The 22936-nt window shown below is 70.6% G+C and carries 23 protein-coding genes; 2 read left to right on the forward strand and 21 right to left on the reverse strand.

What is annotated here, in order from left to right; genetic code table 11:
* Positions 1 to 41: 41 nt before the first annotated feature.
* The 13 genes from metK to pyrR all read right to left on the reverse strand — a co-directional run bounded on the left by metK (position 42) and on the right by pyrR (position 14790).
* Positions 42 to 1241: a methionine adenosyltransferase gene (gene metK, locus SALPAC3_RS0104965; protein WP_018220164.1), complete on the reverse strand. Its 1200-nt coding sequence runs from the start codon at positions 1239 to 1241 to the stop codon at positions 42 to 44.
* An 86-nt stretch (positions 1242 to 1327) separates the two neighbouring features.
* Complete coding sequence (gene coaBC, locus SALPAC3_RS0104970; protein WP_018220165.1) at positions 1328 to 2539, reverse strand: bifunctional phosphopantothenoylcysteine decarboxylase/phosphopantothenate--cysteine ligase CoaBC; 1212 nt, start codon at positions 2537 to 2539, stop codon at positions 1328 to 1330.
* 13 nt (positions 2540 to 2552) lie between these two features.
* On the reverse strand, positions 2553 to 2819 hold the full coding sequence (rpoZ, locus tag SALPAC3_RS0104975) for a DNA-directed RNA polymerase subunit omega (protein WP_013285517.1): 267 nt from the start codon (positions 2817 to 2819) through the stop codon (positions 2553 to 2555).
* A gap of 43 nt (positions 2820 to 2862) precedes the next feature.
* On the reverse strand, positions 2863 to 3396 hold the full coding sequence (locus SALPAC3_RS0104980) for a nucleoside/nucleotide kinase family protein (RefSeq protein ID WP_018220166.1): 534 nt from the start codon (positions 3394 to 3396) through the stop codon (positions 2863 to 2865).
* Positions 3397 to 3422: 26 nt separating this feature from the next.
* A complete protein-coding gene (gene mihF, locus SALPAC3_RS0104985; RefSeq protein WP_007458370.1) occupies positions 3423 to 3740 on the reverse strand; it encodes an integration host factor, actinobacterial type in 318 nt (105 codons plus the stop codon).
* Positions 3741 to 3917: 177 nt separating this feature from the next.
* The gene (gene pyrF, locus SALPAC3_RS0104990; RefSeq protein WP_018220167.1) at positions 3918 to 4754 is read right to left on the reverse strand and encodes an orotidine-5'-phosphate decarboxylase; all 837 of its coding nucleotides are present in this window, start codon (positions 4752 to 4754) and stop codon (positions 3918 to 3920) included.
* Between the two features lie 186 nt (positions 4755 to 4940).
* On the reverse strand, positions 4941 to 6215 hold the full coding sequence (locus tag SALPAC3_RS0104995) for an adenosylmethionine--8-amino-7-oxononanoate transaminase (protein ID WP_018220168.1): 1275 nt from the start codon (positions 6213 to 6215) through the stop codon (positions 4941 to 4943).
* 115 nt (positions 6216 to 6330) lie between these two features.
* Positions 6331 to 7347, reverse strand: coding sequence for a quinone-dependent dihydroorotate dehydrogenase (locus SALPAC3_RS0105000; RefSeq protein WP_018220169.1), 1017 nt, complete (start codon positions 7345 to 7347; stop codon positions 6331 to 6333).
* 43 nt (positions 7348 to 7390) lie between these two features.
* A complete protein-coding gene (gene carB / locus SALPAC3_RS0105005) occupies positions 7391 to 10738 on the reverse strand; it encodes a carbamoyl-phosphate synthase large subunit (protein ID WP_018220170.1) in 3348 nt (1115 codons plus the stop codon).
* Positions 10731 to 11891 (reverse strand): glutamine-hydrolyzing carbamoyl-phosphate synthase small subunit, encoded by a 1161-nt coding sequence (gene carA, locus SALPAC3_RS0105010; protein WP_018810407.1) that lies wholly within the window; start codon positions 11889 to 11891, stop codon positions 10731 to 10733. Before carA ends, carB begins: the two co-directional genes overlap by 8 nt.
* 58 nt (positions 11892 to 11949) lie before the next feature.
* On the reverse strand, positions 11950 to 13227 hold the full coding sequence (locus SALPAC3_RS0105015; RefSeq protein ID WP_018220172.1) for a dihydroorotase: 1278 nt from the start codon (positions 13225 to 13227) through the stop codon (positions 11950 to 11952).
* On the reverse strand, positions 13224 to 14150 hold the full coding sequence (locus SALPAC3_RS0105020) for an aspartate carbamoyltransferase catalytic subunit (protein WP_018220173.1): 927 nt from the start codon (positions 14148 to 14150) through the stop codon (positions 13224 to 13226). The genes SALPAC3_RS0105015 and SALPAC3_RS0105020 overlap by 4 nt, the downstream gene beginning before the upstream one ends.
* 58 nt (positions 14151 to 14208) lie before the next feature.
* Positions 14209 to 14790, reverse strand: coding sequence for a bifunctional pyr operon transcriptional regulator/uracil phosphoribosyltransferase PyrR (pyrR, locus tag SALPAC3_RS0105025; protein WP_018220174.1), 582 nt, complete (start codon positions 14788 to 14790; stop codon positions 14209 to 14211).
* 284 nt (positions 14791 to 15074) lie between these two features.
* Between pyrR and bldD the strand changes: the two genes are divergently transcribed.
* Positions 15075 to 15563, forward strand: coding sequence for a transcriptional regulator BldD (gene bldD, locus SALPAC3_RS0105030; protein WP_011905744.1), 489 nt, complete (start codon positions 15075 to 15077; stop codon positions 15561 to 15563).
* Positions 15564 to 15669: 106 nt separating this feature from the next.
* On the opposite strand, the gene nusB is transcribed toward bldD, so the two are convergent.
* From nusB to aroC, 6 genes are all read right to left on the reverse strand, one after another.
* Positions 15670 to 16080 carry a transcription antitermination factor NusB gene (nusB, locus tag SALPAC3_RS0105035; protein ID WP_196231340.1) on the reverse strand — a complete coding sequence of 137 codons (411 nt, stop codon included), beginning with the start codon at positions 16078 to 16080 and terminating at the stop codon, positions 15670 to 15672.
* A gap of 23 nt (positions 16081 to 16103) precedes the next feature.
* Positions 16104 to 16661, reverse strand: coding sequence for an elongation factor P (gene efp / locus SALPAC3_RS0105040; protein WP_011905742.1), 558 nt, complete (start codon positions 16659 to 16661; stop codon positions 16104 to 16106).
* Positions 16662 to 16757: 96 nt separating this feature from the next.
* The gene (gene aroQ / locus SALPAC3_RS0105045; RefSeq protein WP_018220176.1) at positions 16758 to 17189 is read right to left on the reverse strand and encodes a type II 3-dehydroquinate dehydratase; all 432 of its coding nucleotides are present in this window, start codon (positions 17187 to 17189) and stop codon (positions 16758 to 16760) included.
* Positions 17186 to 18259, reverse strand: a complete 1074-nt coding sequence (gene aroB, locus SALPAC3_RS0105050) for a 3-dehydroquinate synthase (protein WP_018220177.1) — start codon at positions 18257 to 18259, stop codon at positions 17186 to 17188. The genes aroQ and aroB overlap by 4 nt, the downstream gene beginning before the upstream one ends.
* Positions 18260 to 18458: 199 nt before the next feature.
* On the reverse strand, positions 18459 to 18962 hold the full coding sequence (locus SALPAC3_RS0105055; RefSeq protein WP_018220178.1) for a shikimate kinase: 504 nt from the start codon (positions 18960 to 18962) through the stop codon (positions 18459 to 18461).
* Entirely contained in the window at positions 18962 to 20140 is a 1179-nt protein-coding gene (gene aroC / locus SALPAC3_RS0105060; protein WP_026185243.1) for a chorismate synthase, read from the reverse strand. The genes SALPAC3_RS0105055 and aroC overlap by 1 nt, the downstream gene beginning before the upstream one ends.
* Before the next feature lie 154 nt (positions 20141 to 20294).
* On the opposite strand from aroC, the gene SALPAC3_RS0105065 reads away from it, so the two are divergent.
* Entirely contained in the window at positions 20295 to 21560 is a 1266-nt protein-coding gene (locus SALPAC3_RS0105065; protein WP_018220180.1) for a cation:proton antiporter, read from the forward strand.
* Positions 21561 to 21605: 45 nt separating this feature from the next.
* On the opposite strand, the gene SALPAC3_RS26690 is transcribed toward SALPAC3_RS0105065, so the two are convergent.
* Positions 21606 to 22124: a DUF1990 domain-containing protein gene (locus SALPAC3_RS26690; protein ID WP_332308165.1), complete on the reverse strand. Its 519-nt coding sequence runs from the start codon at positions 22122 to 22124 to the stop codon at positions 21606 to 21608.
* Positions 22125 to 22217: 93 nt separating this feature from the next.
* A complete protein-coding gene (locus tag SALPAC3_RS0105070) occupies positions 22218 to 22883 on the reverse strand; it encodes a class I SAM-dependent methyltransferase (protein ID WP_026185244.1) in 666 nt (221 codons plus the stop codon).
* Positions 22884 to 22936: the final 53 nt, after the last annotated feature.

Genomic DNA, 22936 nt, shown 5'->3' on the forward strand with positions numbered 1-22936 from the left:
CGACCCGTTGGCAGGCCGCCGGTCGCTACGCGGGGTACTACTCAGCCGCCCGCCACCGACTTGAGATCAGTGGCGCGATCGGTGCTCTCCCAGGTGAAGTCGGGAAGCTCTCGACCGAAGTGTCCGTACGCCGCGGTCTGCGAGTAGATCGGCCGCATCAACTTCAGGTCCCGGATGATCGCCGCCGGCCGAAGGTCGAACACCTCCGTCACCGCCTTCTCGATCCGCTCCACCGGCACCGTCTCCGTGCCGAACGTCTCCAGGAACAGGCTCACCGGCTGCGCCTTGCCGATGGCGTACGCCACCTGCGCCTCGCACCGCTCCGCCAGCCCGGCCGCCACCACGTTCTTGGCCACCCACCGCATCGCGTACGCCGCCGAGCGGTCCACCTTGGACGGGTCCTTGCCGGAGAACGCTCCGCCGCCGTGCCGCGCGTACCCGCCGTAGGTGTCCACGATGATCTTCCGACCGGTCAGACCCGCGTCTCCCATCGGGCCACCAACCTCGAACCGGCCCGTCGGATTCACCAGCAGCCGGTAGTCTTCGATGTCCAGCCCCAGCCCGAGACTCTCCACCTCCGGCGCGATCACGTGCTCCCGGATGTCCGGCGTCAGCAGCGACTCCAGCGACACATCGGCCGCGTGCTGCGACGACACCAGCACGGTGTTCAGCCGCACCGGCCGCATTCCCTCGTACTCCACCGTCACCTGCGTCTTACCATCCGGACGCAGGTACGGCACCACACCTTCGCGCCGCACCTGTGCCAGGCGGCGGGACAGCCGATGCGCCAACGCGATCGGAAGCGGCATCAACTCTGGGGTCTCCGAGCAGGCGAACCCGAACATCATCCCCTGGTCGCCAGCGCCCTGCGCGTCCAACACGTGCTCGGATGCGCCGGTACGCAGCTCAATCGCGTTGTCGACCCCCTGGGCGATATCTGCCGACTGCGACCCGATCGACACACTTACTCCGCAGGACGCCCCGTCGAAACCCTTTCGCGACGAGTCGTAACCAATGTTCAAAATCGTCCGACGCACGATCGACGGGATGTCGGCGTAGGCCTTCGTGGTTACCTCGCCCGCAACATGCACCTGACCGGTTGTGATCAGCGTCTCCACTGCAACCCGGCTACGCGGGTCCTCTGCCAGCAACGCATCGAGGATCCCGTCACTGATCTGGTCAGCAATCTTGTCAGGGTGACCTTCGGTTACCGATTCGGAAGTGAAGAGGCGGCGTGTCACGGCACTCCTAAGTCAGGGAAACTCGTTCCGCGGCAGTTTAGTCACTCGCGCCGGGTACCGGATCCCCCTATCGCGCACTGATCCAGCTATCCGGGACAGCCGGTCAGCCGGGAGACGATGAGGTCCCAGACACCGTCAGCGAGGTCTTCCTTGGACTGCTCGGGCATCCGGCTGACCGATCCGTCCGCGCCGATGACGGTCGCCGCGTTGGTGTCGGCGCCAAAAACCTGGTCCGGGCCGACCTCGTTGATGACGATGAGGTCCGCCCGCTTACGGGCGAGCTTGGCTCGACCGTTGGCCTCGGCGTCACTGGTCTCCGCGGCGAAGACCACCAGCACCTGCTCCGGGCGACGACGCTTCCCGAGCTCGGCGGCGATGTCCGGGTTCGCGACGAGCTCAATGGTGGGCGCGCTGCCGTCGTCCGACTTCTTGATTTTGCCAGTCGCGTACGTCGCCGGCCGGAAATCGGCGGGAGCCGCCGCCAGCACCACCGCGTCCGCGCGGTCGGCAGAAGTCAGCGTGGCCTCGCGCAGCTCGGCGGTCGTACTGACCCGCACCAGGTCCACGCCGGCCGGATCGGGCAGCGCGACGTTGGCGGAGACCAGGGTGACCCGGGCTCCTCGCGCCACCGCGGCGCGGGCGAACGCGTACCCCTGCTTGCCGGAGGAGCGATTACCGAGAAACCGGACCGGGTCCAGCGGCTCCCGGGTGCCCCCGGCGGTGACCAGCACGTGCTTCCCGGTGAGGTCCGCCGTCGCGGCGGCGCCGCGAGCGAGAACGCGTCGAGCCACGGCGAAGAGCTCCGCCGGGTCCGGTAGCCGCCCCTTGCCGGTGTCCGCTCCGGTGAGCCGGCCGACCGCCGGCTCCACGACCCGCACCCCGCGGGAGCGCAGCGTCGCCACGTTGGCCACCGTCGCCGGATGTTCCCACATCTCGGTATGCATCGCCGGCGCCAGGACCACCGGGCAGCGAGCCGTCAGCAGAGTGTTGGTGAGCAGGTCATCCGCGAGCCCATGCGCGGCCCGGGCAAGCAGGTCGGTGGTGGCCGGAGCCACCACGACCAGGTCCGCCTGCTGACCCAACCGCACGTGCGGCACCTCGTGCACGTCGGACCAGACGTCGTCGGCGACTGGTTGACCGGAGAGCGCCGACCAGGTCGCGGCCCCGACGAAATGGAGCGCCGACGCGGTCGGCACGACCCGGACCTGGTGGCCGGACTCGGTGAAGAGCCGCAGCAACTCGCAGGCCTTGTAGGCGGCGATCCCGCCACCGACCCCGAGGATAATCCGGGGGGACATCGCTGGGTACGCGTTACGGCTGGTCGGTGGGCTCAGCGGTGAGCAGGCCCGCGTTGATCTCCCGCATGGCGATCGAGAGCGGCTTCTCCTGCGGGGTCGTCTCGACCAGCGGGCCGACGTACTCCAGCAGGCCCTCGCCGAGCTGGCTGTAGTAGGCGTTGACCTGACGGGCCCGCTTGGCGGCGAAGATGACCAGCGCGTACTTCGAGGTGGTCTTCTCAAGGAGCTCGTCGATCGGCGGGTTGGTGATGCCTTCGGGGTTGGTGGCGATGGATCCCACGTGTTGACCTCTGCGTCTGTGACACCGCTCGCGGTGCTGGCGGTCAACCGCGCACGCGCGGTCGCGCCGGAGCTTTGAATGACGAACCGAACAATCCTACCAGCTCGTCCACGACCTGCACGGTCCGGCCATGCACGATCGTATGCGCGAAATGCGGCTCGGTGACCGGATCGGCCACGTAGCCGGGTGGGTGCAGCAGAACGAGCTGGGCCGTCGGCAACACGGCCCGCAGCCGCAGCGCCCCGGCCAGGTCCATCGGGAGCAGAGCCGGCGCCCCAGCGGCCAGTCGGGACCGCAGGGGTTGCCCCGGCGTACCGCGCCGGTATCGGCCGATCTGGCTCCATTCCAGCAGATCGCCGGCGGCCAGCAGCCGGTCGAACTCGGCCGGGTCGAGGAAGACGCGATCAACCCCGGCCACCTCGCCATCCCGCCGGGGGCGGGTGGTCACCGGCACCGGCGTCCACACAGTAGGCAGACGCGCCCGGACCAACCCAGCGACACCATCCCGACCGGAACCCGACGGTCCGGTCAGGATGGTGAGCCGGGCCGCCGGGCGCGCCTCACCATCCGTGCTCACTGCTCGTTTCTACACGGCCGCCGACCTCAGTTGGCAGCGAACTCCCCAAGCAGGGCCTTGCGCTGCTGCTCGCCGAGGCCACGCAGGCGCCGGCTATCGGCGATCTTGAGCTTCTCCATGATCTGGGTCGCCCGGATCTTGCCGATTCCCGGCATCGCCTGCAGGACAGCGGATACCTTCAGCTTGCCGACGACATCGTCGGACTCGGCCCGCTCGAGAACGGCTCCGAGCGTTGTCTTGCCCTGCTTGAGCTGCTCCTTCAGCTCAGCACGGGCCTTGCGGATCTCCGCGGCCTTCTCCAGCGCTGCTGCGCGCTGCTCAGGGGTCAGTGACGGGAGCGGCACCAGTTCTCCTCAGGTCCCTATCGCGACGGGCGAACGCACCGCCGCACTGTGAAACGTGGTGTCGCTGCGAACCAGGGAGGCCCAAGGTTCCCAGCGCGGGGAAAACTAGCGGTCAACGGCGCATTCGGCAACGTGGGCACGCGAAGATCGGCGGAAAGTGACCGAGCCGTCAGTCAGCTACGAACCGGTCAAAGCCGCTCGACAGTCAGCCAGGACCCGGTCCGCGGCGTCCCGTAGAGCCGCCGGATCGGGCCCCGCGGCCAGCACCTCACGGGAGGATGTGGGCAGTACGGCGGACAGGCTGGAGCCGAAGACCACCCGGAGGTCAGCGGCGCTGGCGCCCTGCGCTCCCAGCCCCGGAGCGAGCAGCGGACCGTTGACCGCGGTGAGATCGTGACCCGTCTGACCGATGGTCGCCCCCACCACCAACCCCACGCTGCCCAGTGGTTGCGCACCCGCGTTGAGCTGGGAAATCTCGTCGATGACCAGCTGTGCGACGGTCCGCCCGTCGGCGGTGCGAGCCCGCTGCACCGCGGCGCCCTCGGGATTGGAGGTCAGCGCCAGCACGAAGACTCCGCCACCCTGCGCGGCGGCCAGCTCGAACATCGGGGCGAGCGCGCCAACCCCGAGATACGGGCTCACCGTCACCGCGTCGACATGCAGTGGGCTCGATGGATCAAGGTACGCGGAGGCGTACGCGGAGACCGTCGAGCCAATGTCGCCACGCTTGACGTCAAGGAGGACGAGCGAACCAGCCGCCCGCAACTGTCGGATAGTTGACTCTAGGACCGCCAGGCCCCGAGACCCGAACCGCTCGAAGAAGGCCGACTGCGGCTTGACCACCGCGACCCGGTCACCCAACGCCTCCACGACCGTGCCCGCGAACCGCTCCAGACCGCGAACATCGTCATCGAGGCCCCACCGTGCGAGCAGACCCGGGTGCGGGTCGATGCCCACGCAGAGCGGACCCCGCTCGCCAACCGCCCGGTGCAACCGGGCGCCGAAGCTCTCCATCGCAGACCTCCTCTCGCGTGCCACGCACGCGTCGTCTCAGCGGGCGGCTGATGCCGCCCGCACCCGGGCGGGCTCCGCACCGCCCACCCACCCGGCGGGCTCCGCACGGCCCACCCACCCGGCGGGCTTCCGCCGCACGCCCACCCACCCGCCACCCCGGCCCCACTCGCCGCCGCAGCCGGCGGATCAGCCCGCCCGAGCCGCGGCGGCGATCCCCGCGGTGATCCGGGCCAGATCGGCATCCGCGGTGACGTACGGGGGCATGGTGTAGATCAGATCCCGGAACGGTCGCAGCCAGACGCCGGCGGCTACCGCCGCCGTGGTCGCCGCCGGCAGGTCCACCTCATGGTCGAGCTGCACCACACCGATCGCGCCCAGCACCCGGACGTCGGCGACGCCCGGCTGCGCCCGTAGCGGCTCCAGGCCGGCCCGCAAACCACTCTCGATCCGCGCCACCCGCGCCGGCCAGTCCCCGGCCCGCAGCAGGCCGAGCGAGGCGTTCGCCACCGCGCAGGCGAGCGGATTACCCATGAAGGTCGGACCATGCGCGAGTACACCGGCGGCCGAGATCCCACGGGCGATCTCCGCGGTGCAGAGCGCGGCAGCCAGGGTGAGGTACCCCCCGGTGAGCGCCTTGCCCACACAGAGCACGTCCGGCGTCACGCCGGCGTGCTCTGCGGCGAACATCGCCCCGGTCCGACCGAAACCGGTAGCGATCTCGTCAAAGATGAGCAGAACCCCGTGGGCACGGGTGACCTCCCGCAGCACCTGTAGGTAGCGCGGGTGGTGGAACCGCATGCCACCGGTCCCCTGGACGACCGGCTCGACGATGACCGCGGCCAGTTCGTGGGCGTGCCGGGCGACCGCGTCCGCCAGGACCGCCTCGTACGCCGGATCCGGCGGTGCGGTGAACCCCGCTGGCGGCACCGGCGCGAAGACCTGCCGGGGCAGCACCTCCCCCCAGAGGTGGTGCATGCCCCCCTCCGGGTCACAGACACTCATCGGGTGGAACGTGTCGCCGTGGTAGCCGCCCCGCCAGGTACCCAGCCGACGGCGTTCCGGCCGGCCGGTGGCCCGCTGGAACTGCAGGCACATCTTGACGGCCACCTCGACACTCACCGAGCCGGAGTCGGCCAGGAAGACGTGCTCCAACCCCTCCGGCGCCAGCTCGACGAGGGTGCGGGCCAGGGTGACGGCCGGCTCGTGGGTGAGCCCGCCGAACATCACGTGGCTCATCCGGCCCAGCTGATCGGTCACCGCCGCGTCCAGCACCGGGTGCCGGTAGCCGTGGATCGCCGACCACCACGACGCCATCCCGTCAACCAGCTCCCGCCCATCAGCCAGCCGCAGCCGCACCCCGGCCGCGCTCTCCACGACGCGCGGCGGCATGGCCGGCGGCAGCGCCTCGTACGGATGCCACACGTGCGCCGCGTCTGCGGCACTGATCTCCTCCGGGGTCAACGACGTCGCCTCCTCACCAGCCGGTCACCGTGTCAACCGGCCCTCGGGTCCCAGTAGCCCGGCGCACCACCGGCGGGCGGTCCGCAGTCACCGGGCGCGTACCACCCGCACGGTGTCACGGCGTGCGGGCCGCCGCCGCGGCGGCCCGCACCAAGGCCGGCCCCCGGTAGATGAAGCCGGTGTAGAGCTGCACCAACGAGGCGCCCGCGTCGAACATGCGCTCGGCGTCGTCCGGAGTGAGAATGCCGCCGACGCCGACGATCGGCAGCCGGCCGCCGGTCTCGGCGTGCACGAAGGAGACCACCTCCCGGGCCCGCTGCGCCAACGGGCGGCCGGAGAGCCCACCCGCCTCGGCGCCGCCGGCCTGATCGGCGGGGGCGAGGCCGTCGCGGGAGAGCGTGGTGTTCGTGGCGATCACCCCCGCCGCGCCCCGCGCCAGGCAGACCTCCAGCAGCTCCGCGATTGCCGAATCCGGAAGGTCTGGGGCAATCTTCACCAGCACCGGCTTCTCGCCGACCAGAGCGGCCAACAGGGCATCCAGATGTGCCCGGTCCTGCAGCGCACGCAGCCCCGGCGTGTTCGGCGAGGAGACATTGACCGCAAAGTAGTCGCCGTACCCGCGCAGGGCCTGGTACGACGCTTGGTAGTCCGCGACCGCCTCCTCGAGCGGGGTGACCTTGGACTTGCCGAGGGAGATGCCCAGCGGCACCCCGAGCGGGCGGGGCAGCGCCGCCAACCGCGCCGCGAGCGCGTCGGCGCCGGCGTTGTTGAAGCCCATCCGGTTCACCACCGCCCGGCTCTCGGGAAGCCGAAACAGCCGCGGCCGCGGGTTGCCCGGCTGCGGGTGCGCGGTGACCGTACCCACCTCGACGAAACCGAAGCCCAACGCCGGCCAGGCCGGCAGCGCCACCCCGTTCTTGTCCATCCCGGCGGCCAACCCGACCGGGTTCGGGAAGCGCAGCCCGAACACCGTTCGGGGAGCCGAGACGCTGTACCGGGCCCGGAGCACGGCCAGCGCCGCGGGCACCCGAGCCAGGCCGGCCAGCCGCCGTACCGTGAACTCGTGCGCCGTCTCCGCGTCCCCGCCCCCCAGCCGGAACAGCCGTGGCCGCACCACCCGTTCGAAGATCACCTCATCCTCCCCGGCCGGGTGAGCGACCTCGGGCCGCTCGGGCTCACCGGGCGCTTCGCAGCGAGGCGTGCAGCGCCTGCAGCGGACGGACCACCATGTCACCACGGATCCGGGCCTCGACCGCCATCACCGCGGCGGCGGCGCCGGGGACGGTGGTGATGCAGGGGATGTCCGCCGTCACGGCGGCACTGCGGATCTCGTAGCCATCGGAGCGGGCGCTCGCTCCCGAACCCTGCGGGGTGTTCACCACGAGCACCACCTCGCCGGACCGGATGAGCGAGACCGCGTCCGCGCTCTCCCCCGACTCGTAGTGCTTGCGGATCTGCTCGCAGGCGACGCCGTGCCGGCGCAGCACCTCAGCGGTGCCGGTGGTGGCGATCAGCTGGAAGCCCAGGTCGGCCAGGCGCTTGATCGGGAAGATCATGCCCCGCTTGTCCCGGTTGGCGACCGACACGAAGATCTTCCCGCTGGTGGGCAACGAGCCGTAGGTTGCCGACTGCGACTTGGCGAAGGCGTACCCGAATGCGGTGTCGATGCCCATCACCTCACCGGTGGACTTCATCTCCGGTCCGAGCAGCGAATCGATCCCCTTCCCGGTCGGGGTGCGGAACCGCTTGAACGGGAGCACCGCCTCCTTGACCGCGATCGGCGCATCCGCGGGGAGGGTGCCGCCGTCGCCGTCGGCGGGGAGCAGGCCCTCGGCACGCAGCTCGGCGATGGTGGCACCGAGCGCGATCCGAGCCGCCGCCTTGGCCAACGGCACCGCGGTGGCCTTGGACACGAACGGCACGGTCCGGGACGCACGCGGGTTGGCCTCAAGCACCCAGAGCTGGTCGTCCTTGAGGGCGTACTGCACGTTGAGCAGGCCCCGTACGCCGATGCCCCGGGCGATCTCCTCGGTGTACCGACGGACCTCGGCGACGTGGGAACCGGCCAGGGTGATCGGCGGCAACGCGCAGGAGGAGTCGCCGGAGTGGATCCCGGCCTCCTCGATGTGCTCCATCACCCCGCCGAGGTAGACCTCGCCGGCGGCGTCGCAGAGCGCGTCCACGTCGATCTCGATCGCGTCATCGAGGAACCGGTCCACCAGCACCGGATGATTCGGGGAGATGTCGGTGGCCCGGCCGATGTAGTCACGCAGCGTGGCGTCGTCGTAGACAATCTCCATGCCCCGACCACCGAGCACGTACGAGGGCCGGACCAGCACCGGATAGCCGATCTCGGCGGCGATCGTCTTCGCCTCGTCGTACGAGATGGCGGTGCCGTGTGCCGGCGCCCGCAACCCGGCGCGGGCCAGCAGCGCGCCGAACGCCCCCCGCTCCTCGGCGAGGTGGATCGACTCCGGGGAGGTGCCGACGACCGGCACCCCGGCGTCCTTGAGCCGCTGCGCCAGCCCCAACGGGGTCTGGCCACCAAGCTGTACGACCACCCCGACCACCCCGGGGCCTCCGGCCGCCCGGCCGGAGGAGTCCTCGGCGTGCCACACCTCGAGGACGTCCTCGAAGGTCAGCGGCTCGAAGTAGAGCCGGTTCGCGGTGTCGTAGTCGGTGGAGACGGTCTCCGGGTTGCAGTTGACCATAACCGTCTCGTATCCGACGTCCCGCAACGCCATGACGGCGTGCACGCAGGAGTAGTCGAACTCGATGCCCTGCCCGATCCGGTTCGGCCCCGAGCCGAGGATCAGCACCTTGGGCCGGTCCGACCCGACCACCTCGGTCTCCGCGTCGTAGGTGGAGTAGTGGTAGGGCGTCGTCGCTTCGAACTCCGCCGCGCAGGTGTCCACGGTCTTGTACACCGGCCGGACACCCAACCGGTGCCGCAGCGTCCGAACCCCGTCCTCGGCGGCCAGCTCCGGGCGCAACGCGGCGAGCTGGCGGTCGGAGAGCCCCGCCCGCTTGGCCCGGCGCAGCAGGTCGTCATCGAGCACCGGGGCGTTCACGATCTCGGCCCGCAACTCCACCAGGCCGGCGATCTGGTCCAGGAACCACGGGTCGATCCCACCGGACGCCGCCGCCACCTCGGCGATCGAGGCGCCGAGCCGCAGCGCCCGTTCCACCGTGTAGAGCCGCCCGTCGTGCGGCACCCGCAGCGCCGCGAGGGTGTCCTCCCGGGTGGCACCCGCCGGGTCGGGCGCGGTCCAGAAGCCGGCCGCCTTCGTCTCCATCGAGCGCATCGCCTTGTTCAGCGCCTCGGTGAAGTTGCGGCCCAGGCTCATCGCCTCACCGACCGACTTCATGGTGGTGGTCAGCTCCGGGTCGGCGCCGGGGAACTTCTCGAACGCGAAGCGCGGAATCTTGACCACCACGTAGTCCAACGTCGGCTCGAAGGCGGCCGGCGTCTTCAGCGTGATGTCGTTCGGGATCTCGTCGAGGGTGTAGCCGATGGCCAGCCGCGCGGCGATCTTCGCGATCGGGAAGCCGGTCGCCTTCGAGGCGAGCGCCGACGAGCGGGAGACCCGGGGGTTCATCTCGATCACGACGATCCGGCCGTCGGCCGGGTTCACCGCGAACTGGATGTTGCAGCCCCCGGTGTCCACCCCGACCTCGCGCAGCACCGCGATGCCGAGGTCCCGCAGGCGCTGGTACTCCCGGTCGGTGAGGGTCATCGCCGGCGCCACGGTGACGCTGTCGCCGGTGTGCACGCCCATCGGGTCAACGTTCTCGATCGAGCAGACCACCACGACGTTGTCGTTCCGGTCCCGCATCAGCTCGAGCTCGTACTCCTTCCAGCCGAGCACGCTCTCCTCGATGAGTACCTCGTGCACCGGGCTGGCGGCCAGGCCGGCACCGGCGATGCGTTCCAGGTCCGCCTCGGTGTGGGCCATGCCGGAGCCGAGGCCACCCATCGTGAACGACGGCCGGATCACCGCCGGCAGGCCCAGCTCGGCGACGGTCTCGCGGACCTCGTCCATCGAGTGGCAGACCCGGGACCGCGGCACCAGCGTGGCCGGGTCCTCGACCCCGATCCGGACCCCCGCCCTGGCGACGACATCCTTGAACAGCTGCCGATCCTCGCCGCGGCGGATCGAGTCGATGTTCGCGCCGATCAACTCGACGCCGTACTTCTCCAGTACCCCGGCCTCGTGCAGCGCGACCGCCGTGTTCAGCGCGGTCTGGCCACCCAGGGTGGGCAGCACCGCATCCGGCCGCTCCTTGGCGATGACCAGTTCGACGAACTCCGGGGTGATCGGCTCGACGTACGTGGCGTCGGCGAACTCCGGGTCCGTCATGATCGTCGCTGGGTTCGAGTTGACCAGGCTGACCCGGATCCCCTCGCTGCGTAGCACCCGGCACGCCTGGGTGCCGGAGTAGTCGAACTCGCAGGCCTGCCCGATCACGATCGGCCCAGAGCCGATCACCAGGACGTGTTTGAGGTCGGTCCGCTTAGGCATTCGCGCGCCCCCCGCTGTGGTTGCGACCCTCGATGAGCTCGGCGAAGCGGTCGAACAGGTAGTCCGCGTCGTGCGGACCGGCCGCCGCCTCCGGGTGGTACTGAACGGTGAAGGCGGGCACGTCGCGCGCCCGCAGCCCCTCGACCACGTTGTCGTTGAGGCAGACGTGCGAGACCTCGATCCCGCCGAACTCGGACTCGATCACCCGGTCCGGCACGACGGCCCCCGGCTCGGCACCGGGGAACGCGACGGCGAAACCGTGGTTGTGGCTGGTCACCTCGACCTTGCCGGTCGCCCGGTCGAGCACCGGCTGGTTGATCCCGCGGTGGCCGTAACCGAGCTTGTACGTGCCGAATCCCAGTGCCCGACCGAGGATCTGGCTGCCGAAGCAGATGCCGAAGAGCGGCACACCGCTGGCGAGCACCGCGCGCGCCAGGGCCACCGGCCCGTCGGCGGTCGCCGGGTCACCGGGGCCGGGCGAGAGGAAGATCGCGTCCGCGCCGGTGGCCCGCATCTCGTCGATACCCGAGTGCGCCGGCAGGACATGGGTGGTGACACCCCGTGCCGCGAGCCGCCGGGGCACGTTTCGCTTGATGCCGAGGTCCAGGGCGGCGACGGTGAACCGGTGCTCCCCCTGCGCCTCGACCACGTACGGCTGCGGGGTGGTCACCTCGGCGGAGAGGTCCGCGCCGACCATCGGGGGGGCCTGCCGGACCCGGGCCAGCAGCGCCTGCGGGTCGGTCTCGACGCTGGAGACCCCGACCCGCATCGCGCCCCGCTCCCGCAGGTGCCGGGTGAGCGCCCGGGTGTCCACACCGCTGATGCCGACCACCCCCTCGGCGGCGAGCCGGTCCTCCAGGCCGCCGGTGGCTCGCCAGTTCGAGCCGATCCGGGCGGGGTCACGGACCACGTACCCGGCGACCCAGATCCGGCCGGACTCGTCATCCTCGCCGTTGACCCCGGTGTTGCCGATGTGCGGCGCGGTCTGCACCACCACCTGCCGGTGGTAGGACGGGTCGGTGAGCGTCTCCTGGTAGCCGGTCATCCCGGTGTTGAAAACCGCTTCGCCAAAGGTCTCCCCGACGCTGCCGTACGCCTCGCCGTGGAACGTGCGCCCGTCCTCCAGGACGAGGATCGCCGATCGCCGCCTCACGCCACGCACCCCGCACTCCGGGCCACGCGGTACTGCCCCACCGCACTCCGTACTCGAATCACTTCACTGCCTTTCCGTCCAGAACCGTCGCCTCGCCGCGCAGGAAGGTCGCCACGATGCGACCCGGCAGCGTCATGCGGGCGTACGGGGTGTTGCGGCTGCGGCTGGCCAACTCGGTCGGCTCGATGACGCGACGCGCCGCCGGATCCACCAGAGTCAGGTTCGCCGGTGCCCCCGGCGCCGGGTCGTGGCCGTGTTCGGTGAGGCCAGCGATCCGAGCGGGGGTGCGGGACATCCGCTCGGCGATGAGGTCCCACCGCGGGCCGAGCACGTCCAGCGTGATGGAGAGCGCCGTCTCCAGGCCGAGCATTCCCGGCCGGGCATACGCCCACTCGCACTCCTTGTCCTCCACGGCGTGCGGGGCGTGGTCGGTGGCGACGATGTCCACCACCCCCTCGGCCAACGCGGTGCGCAGCGCGGCGACATCGGCGGCCGTCCGCAGCGGCGGATTGACCTTGTAGACCGGGTCGTAGGTGACGGCCTTTTCGTCGGTCAACAACAGGTGGTGCGGGGTGACCTCGGCGGTGACCTGAACGCCGCGGGCCTTGGCCTGCCGCAGCACGTCGACGCTGCCGGCGGTGGAGACGTGGCAGATGTGCAGGCGGCTCCCCACGTGCTCGGCGAGCAGCACGTCCCGGGCGATGATCGCCTCCTCGGCGACCGCCGGCCAGCCCGTCAGGCCGAGCCGGGTGGAGATCTCCCCCTCGTGCATCTGGGCGCCCTCGGTGAGCCGCGGCTCCTCGGCGTGCTGGGCGACGATGCCGTCGAACGCCTTCACGTACTCCAGGGCCCGGCGCATCAACCGCGGGTCGGCGACGCAGTGTCCGTCGTCGGAGAAGATCCGGACCCGGGCGGCGGAGTCGGCCATCGCGCCCAACTCGGCCAGACGCTCGCCGGCCAGCCCGACGGTGACCGCCCCGATCGGCTGCACGTCCACCAGCCCGGCCTCCCGGCCCAGCCGCCAGACCTGCTCGACCACCCCGGCGGTGTCGGCGACCGGGGAGGTGTTCGCCATCGCGCAGACCGCCGTGTAGCCGCCGAGCGCCGCGGCCCGGGAGCCGGTCTCGACGGTCTCGGCGTCTTCCCGGCCGGGCTCGCGCAGATGGGTGTGCAGGTCCACCAGGCCGGGCAGCGCAACCAGGCCGGTGCCGTCAACCGTGACCGCGCCGGGGGCCGTCAGCCCCACGCCGGTCTCGGCCACGACGCCCTCGCGGATCAGCAGGTCGGTCGGCGTGGCGCCGAGGACGCTCACATTGGTGATCAGATAGGCGGTCACCGGTTGTTCCCTCCGAGCAGCAGGTAGAGGACGGCCATCCGGACGGAGACGCCGTTGGCGACCTGTTCGACAATGGTGGAGCGGGGCGAGTCGGCCACCTCCGAGGTGATCTCCATGCCCCGATTCATCGGGCCGGGATGCATCACGATCGCGTGCTCCGGCAGCCGCCGCATCCGCAAGCCGTCCAGGCCGTAACGGCGGGCGTACTCACGGGCGGAGGGAAAGTAGGAGTCGTTCATGCGTTCCCGCTGCACGCGCAGCATCATGACCACGTCCGACTGCGGCAGCACCGAGTCCAGGTCATAGCAGACGGCGGCGCCGGGCGCGAGGGCCGCGGCGATGTCCACCGGGATCAGCGGGGGTGGGCCGACCAGGGTGACCTTGGCGCCGAGGGTGGAGAGCAGCAGGACGTTGGAGCGCGCCACCCGGCTGTGCAGCACGTCACCGACCACCGCCACCGACAGACCGGCGAGCCGACCCAGCCGGGAACGCATCGTGTACGCGTCGAGTAGCGCCTGGGTGGGGTGCTCGTGCGTCCCGTCGCCGGCGTTGACGACCGAGCCGTCAACCCAGTCGGCCAGCTGGTACGGGGCGCCGGAGGCGGGGTGCCGGACGACGACGGCGTCCGCGCCCATCGCCTGGAGGGTGAGCGCGGTGTCCTTGAGGCTCTCGCCCTTGGCGACGCTGGACCCCTTGACCGAAAAGTTGATCACGTCGGCACTGAGCCGCTTGGCGGCGGCCTCGAAGGAGATCCGGGTCCGGGTGGAGTCCTCGTAGAAGAGGTTCACCACGGTCCGGCCGCGCAGCGCTGGCAGCTTCTTGACCTCCCGCCCGGCCACGGTCGCCATCTCGGCGGCGGTGTCCAGGATCTCAAGGGCGGTGCCAGCGTCCAGGTCGGCGCAGGAGAGCAGGTGACGGATCATGCGCCGAGCTCCCTTCCGGCCGCGACCAACGGGCGGCGCGGCGCCGCGCACCGCGGGCTCACCGGTCACCGCCGTAGAGCCGGACCTCGTCCACGCCGTCGGGCTCGGCCAGGGTGACCCGGACACTCTCCGCGAGGGCGGTCGGGATGTTCTTACCCACGTAGTCGGCCCTGATGGGCAGTTCCCGGTGGCCGCGATCGACCAGGACGGCGAGTTGGACCGAGGCTGGCCGGCCGACGTCGTTCAGGGCGTCGAGTGCCGCCCGCACGGTCCGGCCGGAGAAGAGGACATCGTCGACGAGGACGACCCGCCGGCCGTCGATGCCGCCGGCGGGAACGTCGGTGGGGCCGACGGCGCGGGTGCCGTGCTGACGCAGATCGTCCCGGTAGAGGGTGATGTCGAGCACGCCGACCGGGACATCCACCCCCTCGAAGGCGCTGATCCGGGCGGCGAGCCGCCGGGCGAGCGGCACGCCCCGGGTGGGGATTCCGAGCAGGACGGTCTGTCGGGCGCCCTGGGTCTTCTCAAGGATCTGGTGGGCGATGCGGTCCACCACGCGCTGCACGTCGGCGCTGGTGAGTATCACCTTCACCGAGGGTTGTCGGGTGGTCGGTGAGTGGGCAGCCGGTGGGTACGCCACGGCGGACCTCCTTCCCCGCCTCACGGGACGGGTCGTTAAAGGATGTCGGAGTGACCGGCGCGGACCGCGAACGGACCGGACCGGGGCTTCGGGCAACGTTACCAGTGGTCACCGTCTCGACCGTCGCCGGCCGAGGGCCCGGCGACAGAACGGCAAAACCGGGACAACTCACCCAGGATGAACCGGGAATGTCCACGACCACTTGACCGGCTGTCCCAATCCCCGTACCGTCACGCTCCGTAGCGATCGACGGGAGAACCCCGAGCAGCACTGGGAGTGTCCGAATGCCCTCTGAGTACGCCAAGTCGCTGGGCGCCCGCCTGCGCTCCATTCGCCAGCAGCAGGGCCTGTCCCTGCAGGGCGTAGAGGAAAAGTCCAACGGACGGTGGAAGGCCGTCGTGGTTGGCTCGTACGAACGCGGCGACCGAGCCGTCACCGTGTCCCGCCTCGCCGAGCTGGCCGACTTCTACCGTGTTCCCGTCTCCGAGCTGCTGCCCGACGGCAGTGGCGTCCGCCACGAGCCCACCAGCAAGATCGTGCTGGACCTCGAGCGGCTCTACGACGAGGCCTCGGAGGACCTCGCCTACGTCGCCCGGTACGCCCGCGCGATCCAGCAGCAGCGCGGCGACTACAACGGCCGGGTGCTGTCGATCCGCGCCGACGACCTGCGCGCCCTGGCGATCGTCTACGACGCCTCGCCGTCTGGCCTGATCGAGCGGCTGAACGAGCACGGCGTCCTCGTCGCCGACCCGCGGGCGTTCTTCGCCTCCTGAGTAGCGCCACCCGAAAAGGGCCCGTGCCGGTCGGCACGGGCCCTTTTAGCCTATCCGGTCGCGCTTGCGGCCAGCTCGCTTTCGAGCCAGCGCCCCGGGGTGGCGGCTACCGGGTGGCGTACTCCGCGATCCGGCCGAGAATGCCGTTGAGGAACCGCGGTGAATCGTCGGTCGACATCTGCCGGGCCAGCTCCACCGCCTCGCTGATCGCCACCGCGTCGTCGATCTCGTCCACGTAGATCAGCTCGTAGACCGCGATCCGGGCGAGGTTCCGATCAACGGTCGGCATCCGGTCCAGCGTCCACCCCTCGGCGTAGCTGGCGATCAGCTCGTCAACCCGGTCCAGGTGGGCAGCGACCCCCTCAACCAAGCCAACCGCGTATCCCAGATGCTCCGGTCGGGGCTTCTCGATCCGCTCCACGTAGCCGGCGAGAACCTCAACCGGTGGACGGCCCCGCAGGTCCGCCTCGAAGAGCACGTCCAGCGCCCGTTTGCGCGCCTTGCGACGCGCCGGCATCTGCTGCTTGGGCCCCTCGGCCATCAGGCACGGCCGAGGTAACGGCCGTCGCGGGTGTCGACCTTGATCTTCTCGCCGGTGGTGATGAAGAGCGGCACCTGCACGGTCGCGCCGGTCTCGACCGTGGCCGGCTTGCTGCCGCCGGTCGAACGGTCTCCCTGGAGCCCCGGCTCGGTGTATGTGATCTCGAGCACCACACTGGTCGGCAGCTCCACGTAGAGCGGCACCCCCTCGTGGGTGGCGACCGTCGCCTCGGCCTCGGGGAGCAGGTAGTTCGCAGCCTCGCCGACCGTGTCACCGAGCACATTGATCTGGTCGAACGTCTCCAGGTCCATGAAGACGAAGTCCTCGCCGTCGGCGTACAGGTACTGCATCGTACGCTTGTCAACGGTCGCGGTCTCGACCTTGGTGCCCGCATTGAAGGTCTTGTCGACCACCTTGCCGGAGAGCACGTTCTTTAGCGTGGTGCGCACGAACGCACCACCCTTTCCGGGCTTGACGTGCTGGAACTCGACGACGGCCCAGAGCTCACCGTCGAGGTTGAGTACCATGCCGTTTTTCAGGTCGTTGGTGGTGGCCATTTCCTGCCTTGATCATAAGGTGGCGGACAGACCCGGCAAGTCTACTAGGCCGTGTTTGGGCAGGCTCGCCCGAGCGGGCCGCGGCCCCACCGGCGATCAGCGGGCCTGGGCCGCCAGGTGGTGCAGAGCCAGGCGGTAGCCGTCCACGCCCAGCCCACAGATCACCCCGGTCGCCACCGCCGAGACCACCGAGTGGTGCCGGAACGCCTCCCGGGCATGAATGTTGGAGAGGTGCACCTCGACCAACGGGGCGCGCAGCAGGGCGCAGGCGTCCCGCACCGCGATCGAGTAGTGCGACCAGGCGGCGGGATTGAGCACCACGCAAGCGCCCAGGTCAGCAGCCTCGTGTAGCCAGCCGAGCAGCTCGTGCTCGGCGTCGGTCTGCCGGACGACCACCTCCAGCCCCAGCTCCCGCCCGGTCTGCTGGCACAGCTCGACCAGGTCGGCGTGGGTGGTGGTGCCGTAGACCTCCGGTTGCCGGGTGCCCAGGCGGCCCAGATTGGGCCCGTTGAGCACGTACACCCTCATTCGGCGATCTCCTGGTAGGCGGCGTGCAGCAACTCGTCGGAGGGCGCCTCGAGAATCGTCGGGTGGGCGAGCCCGGCCAACACCACGAAGCGCAGGATGCTGCCCCGCGCCTTCTTGTCCACCCGCATCGTGGCGAGCAGGTCCGGCCAGGCCTCCGCCCGATATCCGGTGGGCAGGCCGAGCGCGCCCAGCATCGCCCGGTGCCGCTGCGCGGTCTGCGCGTCCAGCCGGCCTTCGAGCTGGGCCAGGGTCGCCGCGTAGACCAGCCCCACCGCGACCGCGTGGCCGTGCCGCCAGCGGTAGCCCTCCACCTTCTCGATGGCGTGCGCCAGGGTGTGCCCGTAGTTGAGTATCTCCCGGGCCCCCGACTCGCGAAGGTCACCCGCGACGACCTGCGCCTTGACCCGAATCGCCCGCTCGACCAGCTCCCGGAGCACCGGCCCCGCCGGGTCGACGGCGACGGCGGGCTCCCGCTCGACCAGCTCAAGAATCACCGGGTCGGCGATGAAGCCACACTTGACCACCTCGGCCATTCCCGCGGCCAGGTCGACCGGAGCGAGACTGTCCAGCGCCGTCAGGTCACAGATCACCCCGGCTGGCGGGTGGAACGCGCCAACCAGGTTCTTGCCGGCGGAGGTATTGATGCCGGTCTTGCCACCTACCGCCGCGTCCACCATGCCCAGCAGCGACGTCGCCACCGGCACCCAGCGCACCCCGCGCAGCCAGCAGGCCGCGACGAAACCCGCCAGGTCGGTAACCGCGCCGCCGCCCACCCCGACGACGGCGTCGGCACGGGTGAAGCCCGCCGCACCGAGCCGTTCCCAACAGGTGGCGGCGACGTCGATGTGCTTGCCCGCCTCCGCGTCCGGCACCTCGACCAGCAGCGGCGTCACCCCGGCCGCCCGGGTCCGCTCCGCCAGCTGCTCGGCCCGGCCCTGCAGCGGCGACGCGTACAGCACGGCCAGCCGATGCGCGCCCGGCAGCAACCGCGGCAGGTCCGGCAGGTCGCGCCCCACCAACACGTCGTACGGCTGGTCACCGCCAACCGCGATCCGGGTAATCTCGTCCATCGCGCGCAGCCTAACCGAGCCGGCCGTACCGGTGGCGGCGACGGTCGAAGGTGTCCCGGGGCGCGGAACCAGAACCGGACCCGGTACTGGGCCAGGACCCGGTACTGGGCCAGGACCCGGTACTGGGCCAGGACCCGACTCGGACTCGGAACTGGACCAGACCCGGAACCGTTGGCCGCCCGGTCGGCCCCGGCGCCCGTCAGGCGGGCAGTAGCGTGGCGACCTCGGACGCGAGCTGCTCCGGCGTCCGGCCGTCGGTTACCACCGTCGCCGTCGCCACCGCCGCGTAGTGCGGCCGGCGCTGCTCCAGCAGGTGTTTGAGGGTGGCCCGCGGGTTGACCGCGAGCAGGGGTCGCCCCGCACCCAGCCCGACCCGGCGTACCGCGTCGGGCAGCTCCACCGACAGGTACACGACGGTGTGGCCGGTCAGCGCGGCCCGGGTCTGTTCGGCAAGCACCGCACCGCCGCCGAGGGCGAGCACCCCGGTGGCACCCGCGAGCGCCGTCGCCACCGCCGCCCGTTCGAGGTTACGAAAGTGCGCCTCCCCCTCGTCGATGAAAATCTCCGAGATCGGCTTGCCCGCCGTCGCCTCGATGTCCAGGTCGGTGTCCCGGAACTCCACCCCGAGCAGCTCGGCGAGGGCTCGCCCGACGGTGGTCTTGCCCGAGCCGGGCGGGCCCACCAACACACAGACCGGCGCCATCAGCGGACAACCAGCGCTTCGAGGTAGCCGGCGAGGTTGCGGCGCTGCTCGGCCACCGAGTCGCCGCCGAACTTCTCCACCGCCGCCTCGGCCAGCACCAGCGCCACCATCGCCTCGGCGACGACCCCCGCGGCCGGCACCGCGCACACGTCCGAGCGTTGGTTGATCGCGGTGGCGGGCTCACCGGAGGTGACATCGACCGTCGACAGCGCGCGGTTCAGGGAGGAGATCGGCTTCATCGCGGCCCGCACCCGCAGCGGCTCACCGGTGGTGATGCCCCCCTCCAGGCCGCCGGCCCGGTCGGTGACTCGCCGGACCCCGGTCGCGGTGGGAATGATCTCGTCGTGTGCGACGGAGCCCCGGGAACGCGCCTGCTGCCAGCCGTCGCCGATCTCCACCCCCTTGATCGCCTGAATGGACATCAGCGCGGTGGCCAGCCGGGCGTCCAGCTTCCGGTCCCACTGCACGTGGCTGCCGAGCCCCGGGGGCACCCCGTACGCCAGCACCTCGACCACGCCGCCGAGCGTGTCGGCGTCCTTCTTCGCGGCGTCGACCTCGGCGACCATCCGGCGGCTCGCCTCCGGGTCCAGACAGCGCAGCGGATCCGCGTCGATCCGCTCGGCGTCGGCCGGGCTGGGTCGCAGCCCCGGTGTCGTCGCGACCGACCCCAGCTCCACGACGTGCGAGACGACCTCGATGCCCAGCGACTGCCGGAGCAGGGCCTTGGCGACGGTACCGACGGCGACCCGGGCCGCCGTCTCCCGGGCGCTGGCCCGTTCGAGGATCGGGCGGGCGTCGGTGTGCCCGTACTTCTGCATGCCGGCCAGGTCGGCGTGCCCCGGTCGGGGACGGGTCAGCGGCGTGTTACGGGCCTGCCCGGCCAGCTCCGCCGGGTCAACCGGGTCGGCGGCCATCACCGTGCGCCACTTGGGCCACTCGGAGTTGCCGACCCGGATCGCCACCGGGCTGCCCAGGGTCACCCCGTGCCGCAGCCCACCGATGACCTCGATCTCGTCCTGTTCGAACGCCATCCGGGCACCACGGCCGTAGCCGAGGCGACGCCGGGCCAGCTCTCCGGCGATCTCCTCGGTGGTCACCTCGACCCCGGCCGGGACCCCCTCAAGCAACGCGACCAGGGCGGGACCGTGTGATTCCCCTGCAGTTAACCAGCGCAACACAACGGCCAGTCTGGCACGCCCGGTAGGCGCCAGGTGCCACACCCGGCCCGTCCCGCCCTGCGGACACAACTGTCCGCGGGACGGTCACGATCACCCCGTTGGCAGCGAATCCGTACGATCATGGCGGCCTCCCGGAAGTCTGGTCGGCGACGACGTGGTTTCGACCCACCCGGAGGCCCCGGTGCTGCTCCTCGCGTTCGCAGCCGTGCTGCTGCTGGCCGTCCTGCTGTCCAGCCTCGCGCACCGCAGCATCCTCTCCACGGCCGTGGTCTTCCTCCTCGCCGGCGTCCTGCTCGGCCCGGACACCACCGGTGTCCTGGAGATCACCGCCGACAGCGAGCTCGTCGCCGGGCTCGCGGAGCTGGCGCTCTTCACCGTGCTCTTCACCGACGGCATGCGAGTCGGCTTCGCCGACCTACGCGCGGCGTGGCGGCTGCCCGGGCGGGCGCTCGGCTGGGGCCTGCCGCTGACCCTCCTGATCACCGCCGTGTTGGCGCACTACGTGGCCGGACTCGACTGGCCCGAGGCGCTGCTGATCGGGGCGGTCCTCGCCCCCACCGACCCGGTCTTCGCCGCCGCCCTGGTCGGCAACGTGGGCGTCCCGCGCCGACTGCGGCACCTGCTCAACGTCGAGTCCGGCATCAACGACGGCCTCGCACTGCCGTTCGTCATCCTCTTCCTGGCGGTCGTGGAGGGCTCCGACGACCTGCACCTCGACGAGTTGGGCATCGAGCTGCTCCTGGGCCTGGTGATCGGGGTGGCGGTGCCATGGCTCGCCCTGCGGCTGGAGAAGGGGCGGTACTTCTCCGCCTCCACCCAGTACGAGCCCCTCAACGGTGTGGCGATCGGCCTGCTGGTCCTCGCGCTGGGGCTGATCACCCACGCCAACCTGTTCCTCGCCGCGTTCGCCGCCGGCATCACCGTGGCCACCTTCGGCGAGCGACAGCGGGAGAGCTTCGAACACTTCGGCGAGCTGGTCGCCGAGCTGTTCAAGCTCGCCGCCCTGCTGGTGTTCGGCGCCCTGATCTCGGTGAAGTTCCTCAGTGAAATCAACTGGACCGGCTGGCTCTTCGCGGTGTTGGCCATCGTGGTGGCCCGCCCACTCGCGCTCGCGGTGTCGTTCCTCGGTTCGAAGCTGAGCCGCACCGAGCAGTTCGCCGCCATGTGGTTCGGCCCGAAGGGTTTCGCCTCGGTGGTCTACGGCCTGCTCGTGCTCCAGGCCGGGATCACCGCGGGTGACGAGGTGTTCCACCTGGTGGCGCTGACCGTCGTCCTGTCGATCCTGGCGCACTCGTCAACCGACGTCCTGGTCGCCCGGATCTTCGACCCGGCGATGACCCCCCAGTGGTCAGAACGACTGCGGGCGGCCTCGGCCGATCGCCGAGAACACCCCGGCGACGGCGCTCAGCCGCCGCCGTAGGCCGCTCCCAACCTGTCGGGAGGGGTCGCCGGAGGTGGGAGCCGGTCAGGCAGCCCGGGACAGGGACCGCATCGCGCCAAGGTATCTCGACGTTATGACATCCTGCGCGAACCGCCCCAGCGGCCCAGCTATTCGAGCAGTCAACGAATCCGGCCGCGAGAAGGCTCGCACCTCGAAAAATGACCGCCCAGCCCCGTCCCGACGTACCAGAAACGCCTCCTCGCCACACTCCGGATGCCCCGAGAGCGTACCGTAGGCAAATCCAGCACGATCTTTTTCGTCAATCGTGAAGACAATACGGCAGGGAGCCTGCACCAGCAGCCCTCGCCACCCGACCCTCAGCCGAAAGTCCACCCCCGGCTCCGGTCTCAGCTCTGGGCGATCAATGCTGATCCCAGCCCGCCGGTGCATACGCCACCGAAGCAAGGCCTGAACAGCCCGGTCAAAGACCTGAACATCCGCACCCAGAAATGCAATGCGATGGACGTGTCGATAGCCGGAGGGAAGAACGCCCGCTGACGCACCAACCTCCGGATAGGTTAGCTCACCCCACCCCACAGCCACCCCGAATCAAGGTCGCGCTTTCTTTGGTCACTCCCGCGCTGCACGGATAACACCACGACCCAAACTTCCCGGCCCTGACGAAACAGGCGCCGGTCACGCCGACGACAACCCTCGAATCGCAATCAACGATTTGGTGATGCCCAGTAGCCGCTCGTTACGGATACCCGCGTCCGGAAAGAGATAACGCAGCTCCGCTCGACCGATCAATTCGGTCGTCAGGACCTGCCGCATGGCCGCCTCGTACGACTTGCCCGGCGTGTAGGCCAGGGGCCATTTCCGCGCCACCACCACCCGCGCCGACACCGGCAGGAACTGCATGGCGGGAGCCACCCAGTGCGGCTCTACCGGAAAGTACCGGTACGGGGTCTGCACCCAGTACGCCGGGGCCAGCTCACGGACCGCCTCCGCCATCCGACGACGACGTTCGTACCCGCCGACATGCTCCAGGACGCTGTTGCTGAACACCAGGTCGTACCGGCGGCCAAAAAACCGCTTCGGCAGTTCGCAGGCGTCGGCCTGATCGGCCTCAGCCCAAGCTGGCAGCTCCGTCGGCAACGGCTCCAGATTCACCACGTGCACGTGCGCGGGTCGGACCGGCACCGTCGCCCAGCTCTCCACCCGTCCACCAAGATCAAGCACATTCATCTCGGCGAGGTCGGGAAACGTGTCGGAGAGCCAGGCCGCCCGGCGCGCCCTCCGTTTGGCACCCACCGAGGAAGGTGAGTCCACCAAACGAAATCTCAACGAGTGAAATGCCATCGAACGGGCTCCTTACCTGCTGCGCCGCCGGGATTGCTGCTCTCGCGGCTCGT

The organism is Salinispora pacifica DSM 45544, from assembly GCF_000378845.1.
Lineage (GTDB): Bacteria > Actinomycetota > Actinomycetes > Mycobacteriales > Micromonosporaceae > Micromonospora > Micromonospora pacifica.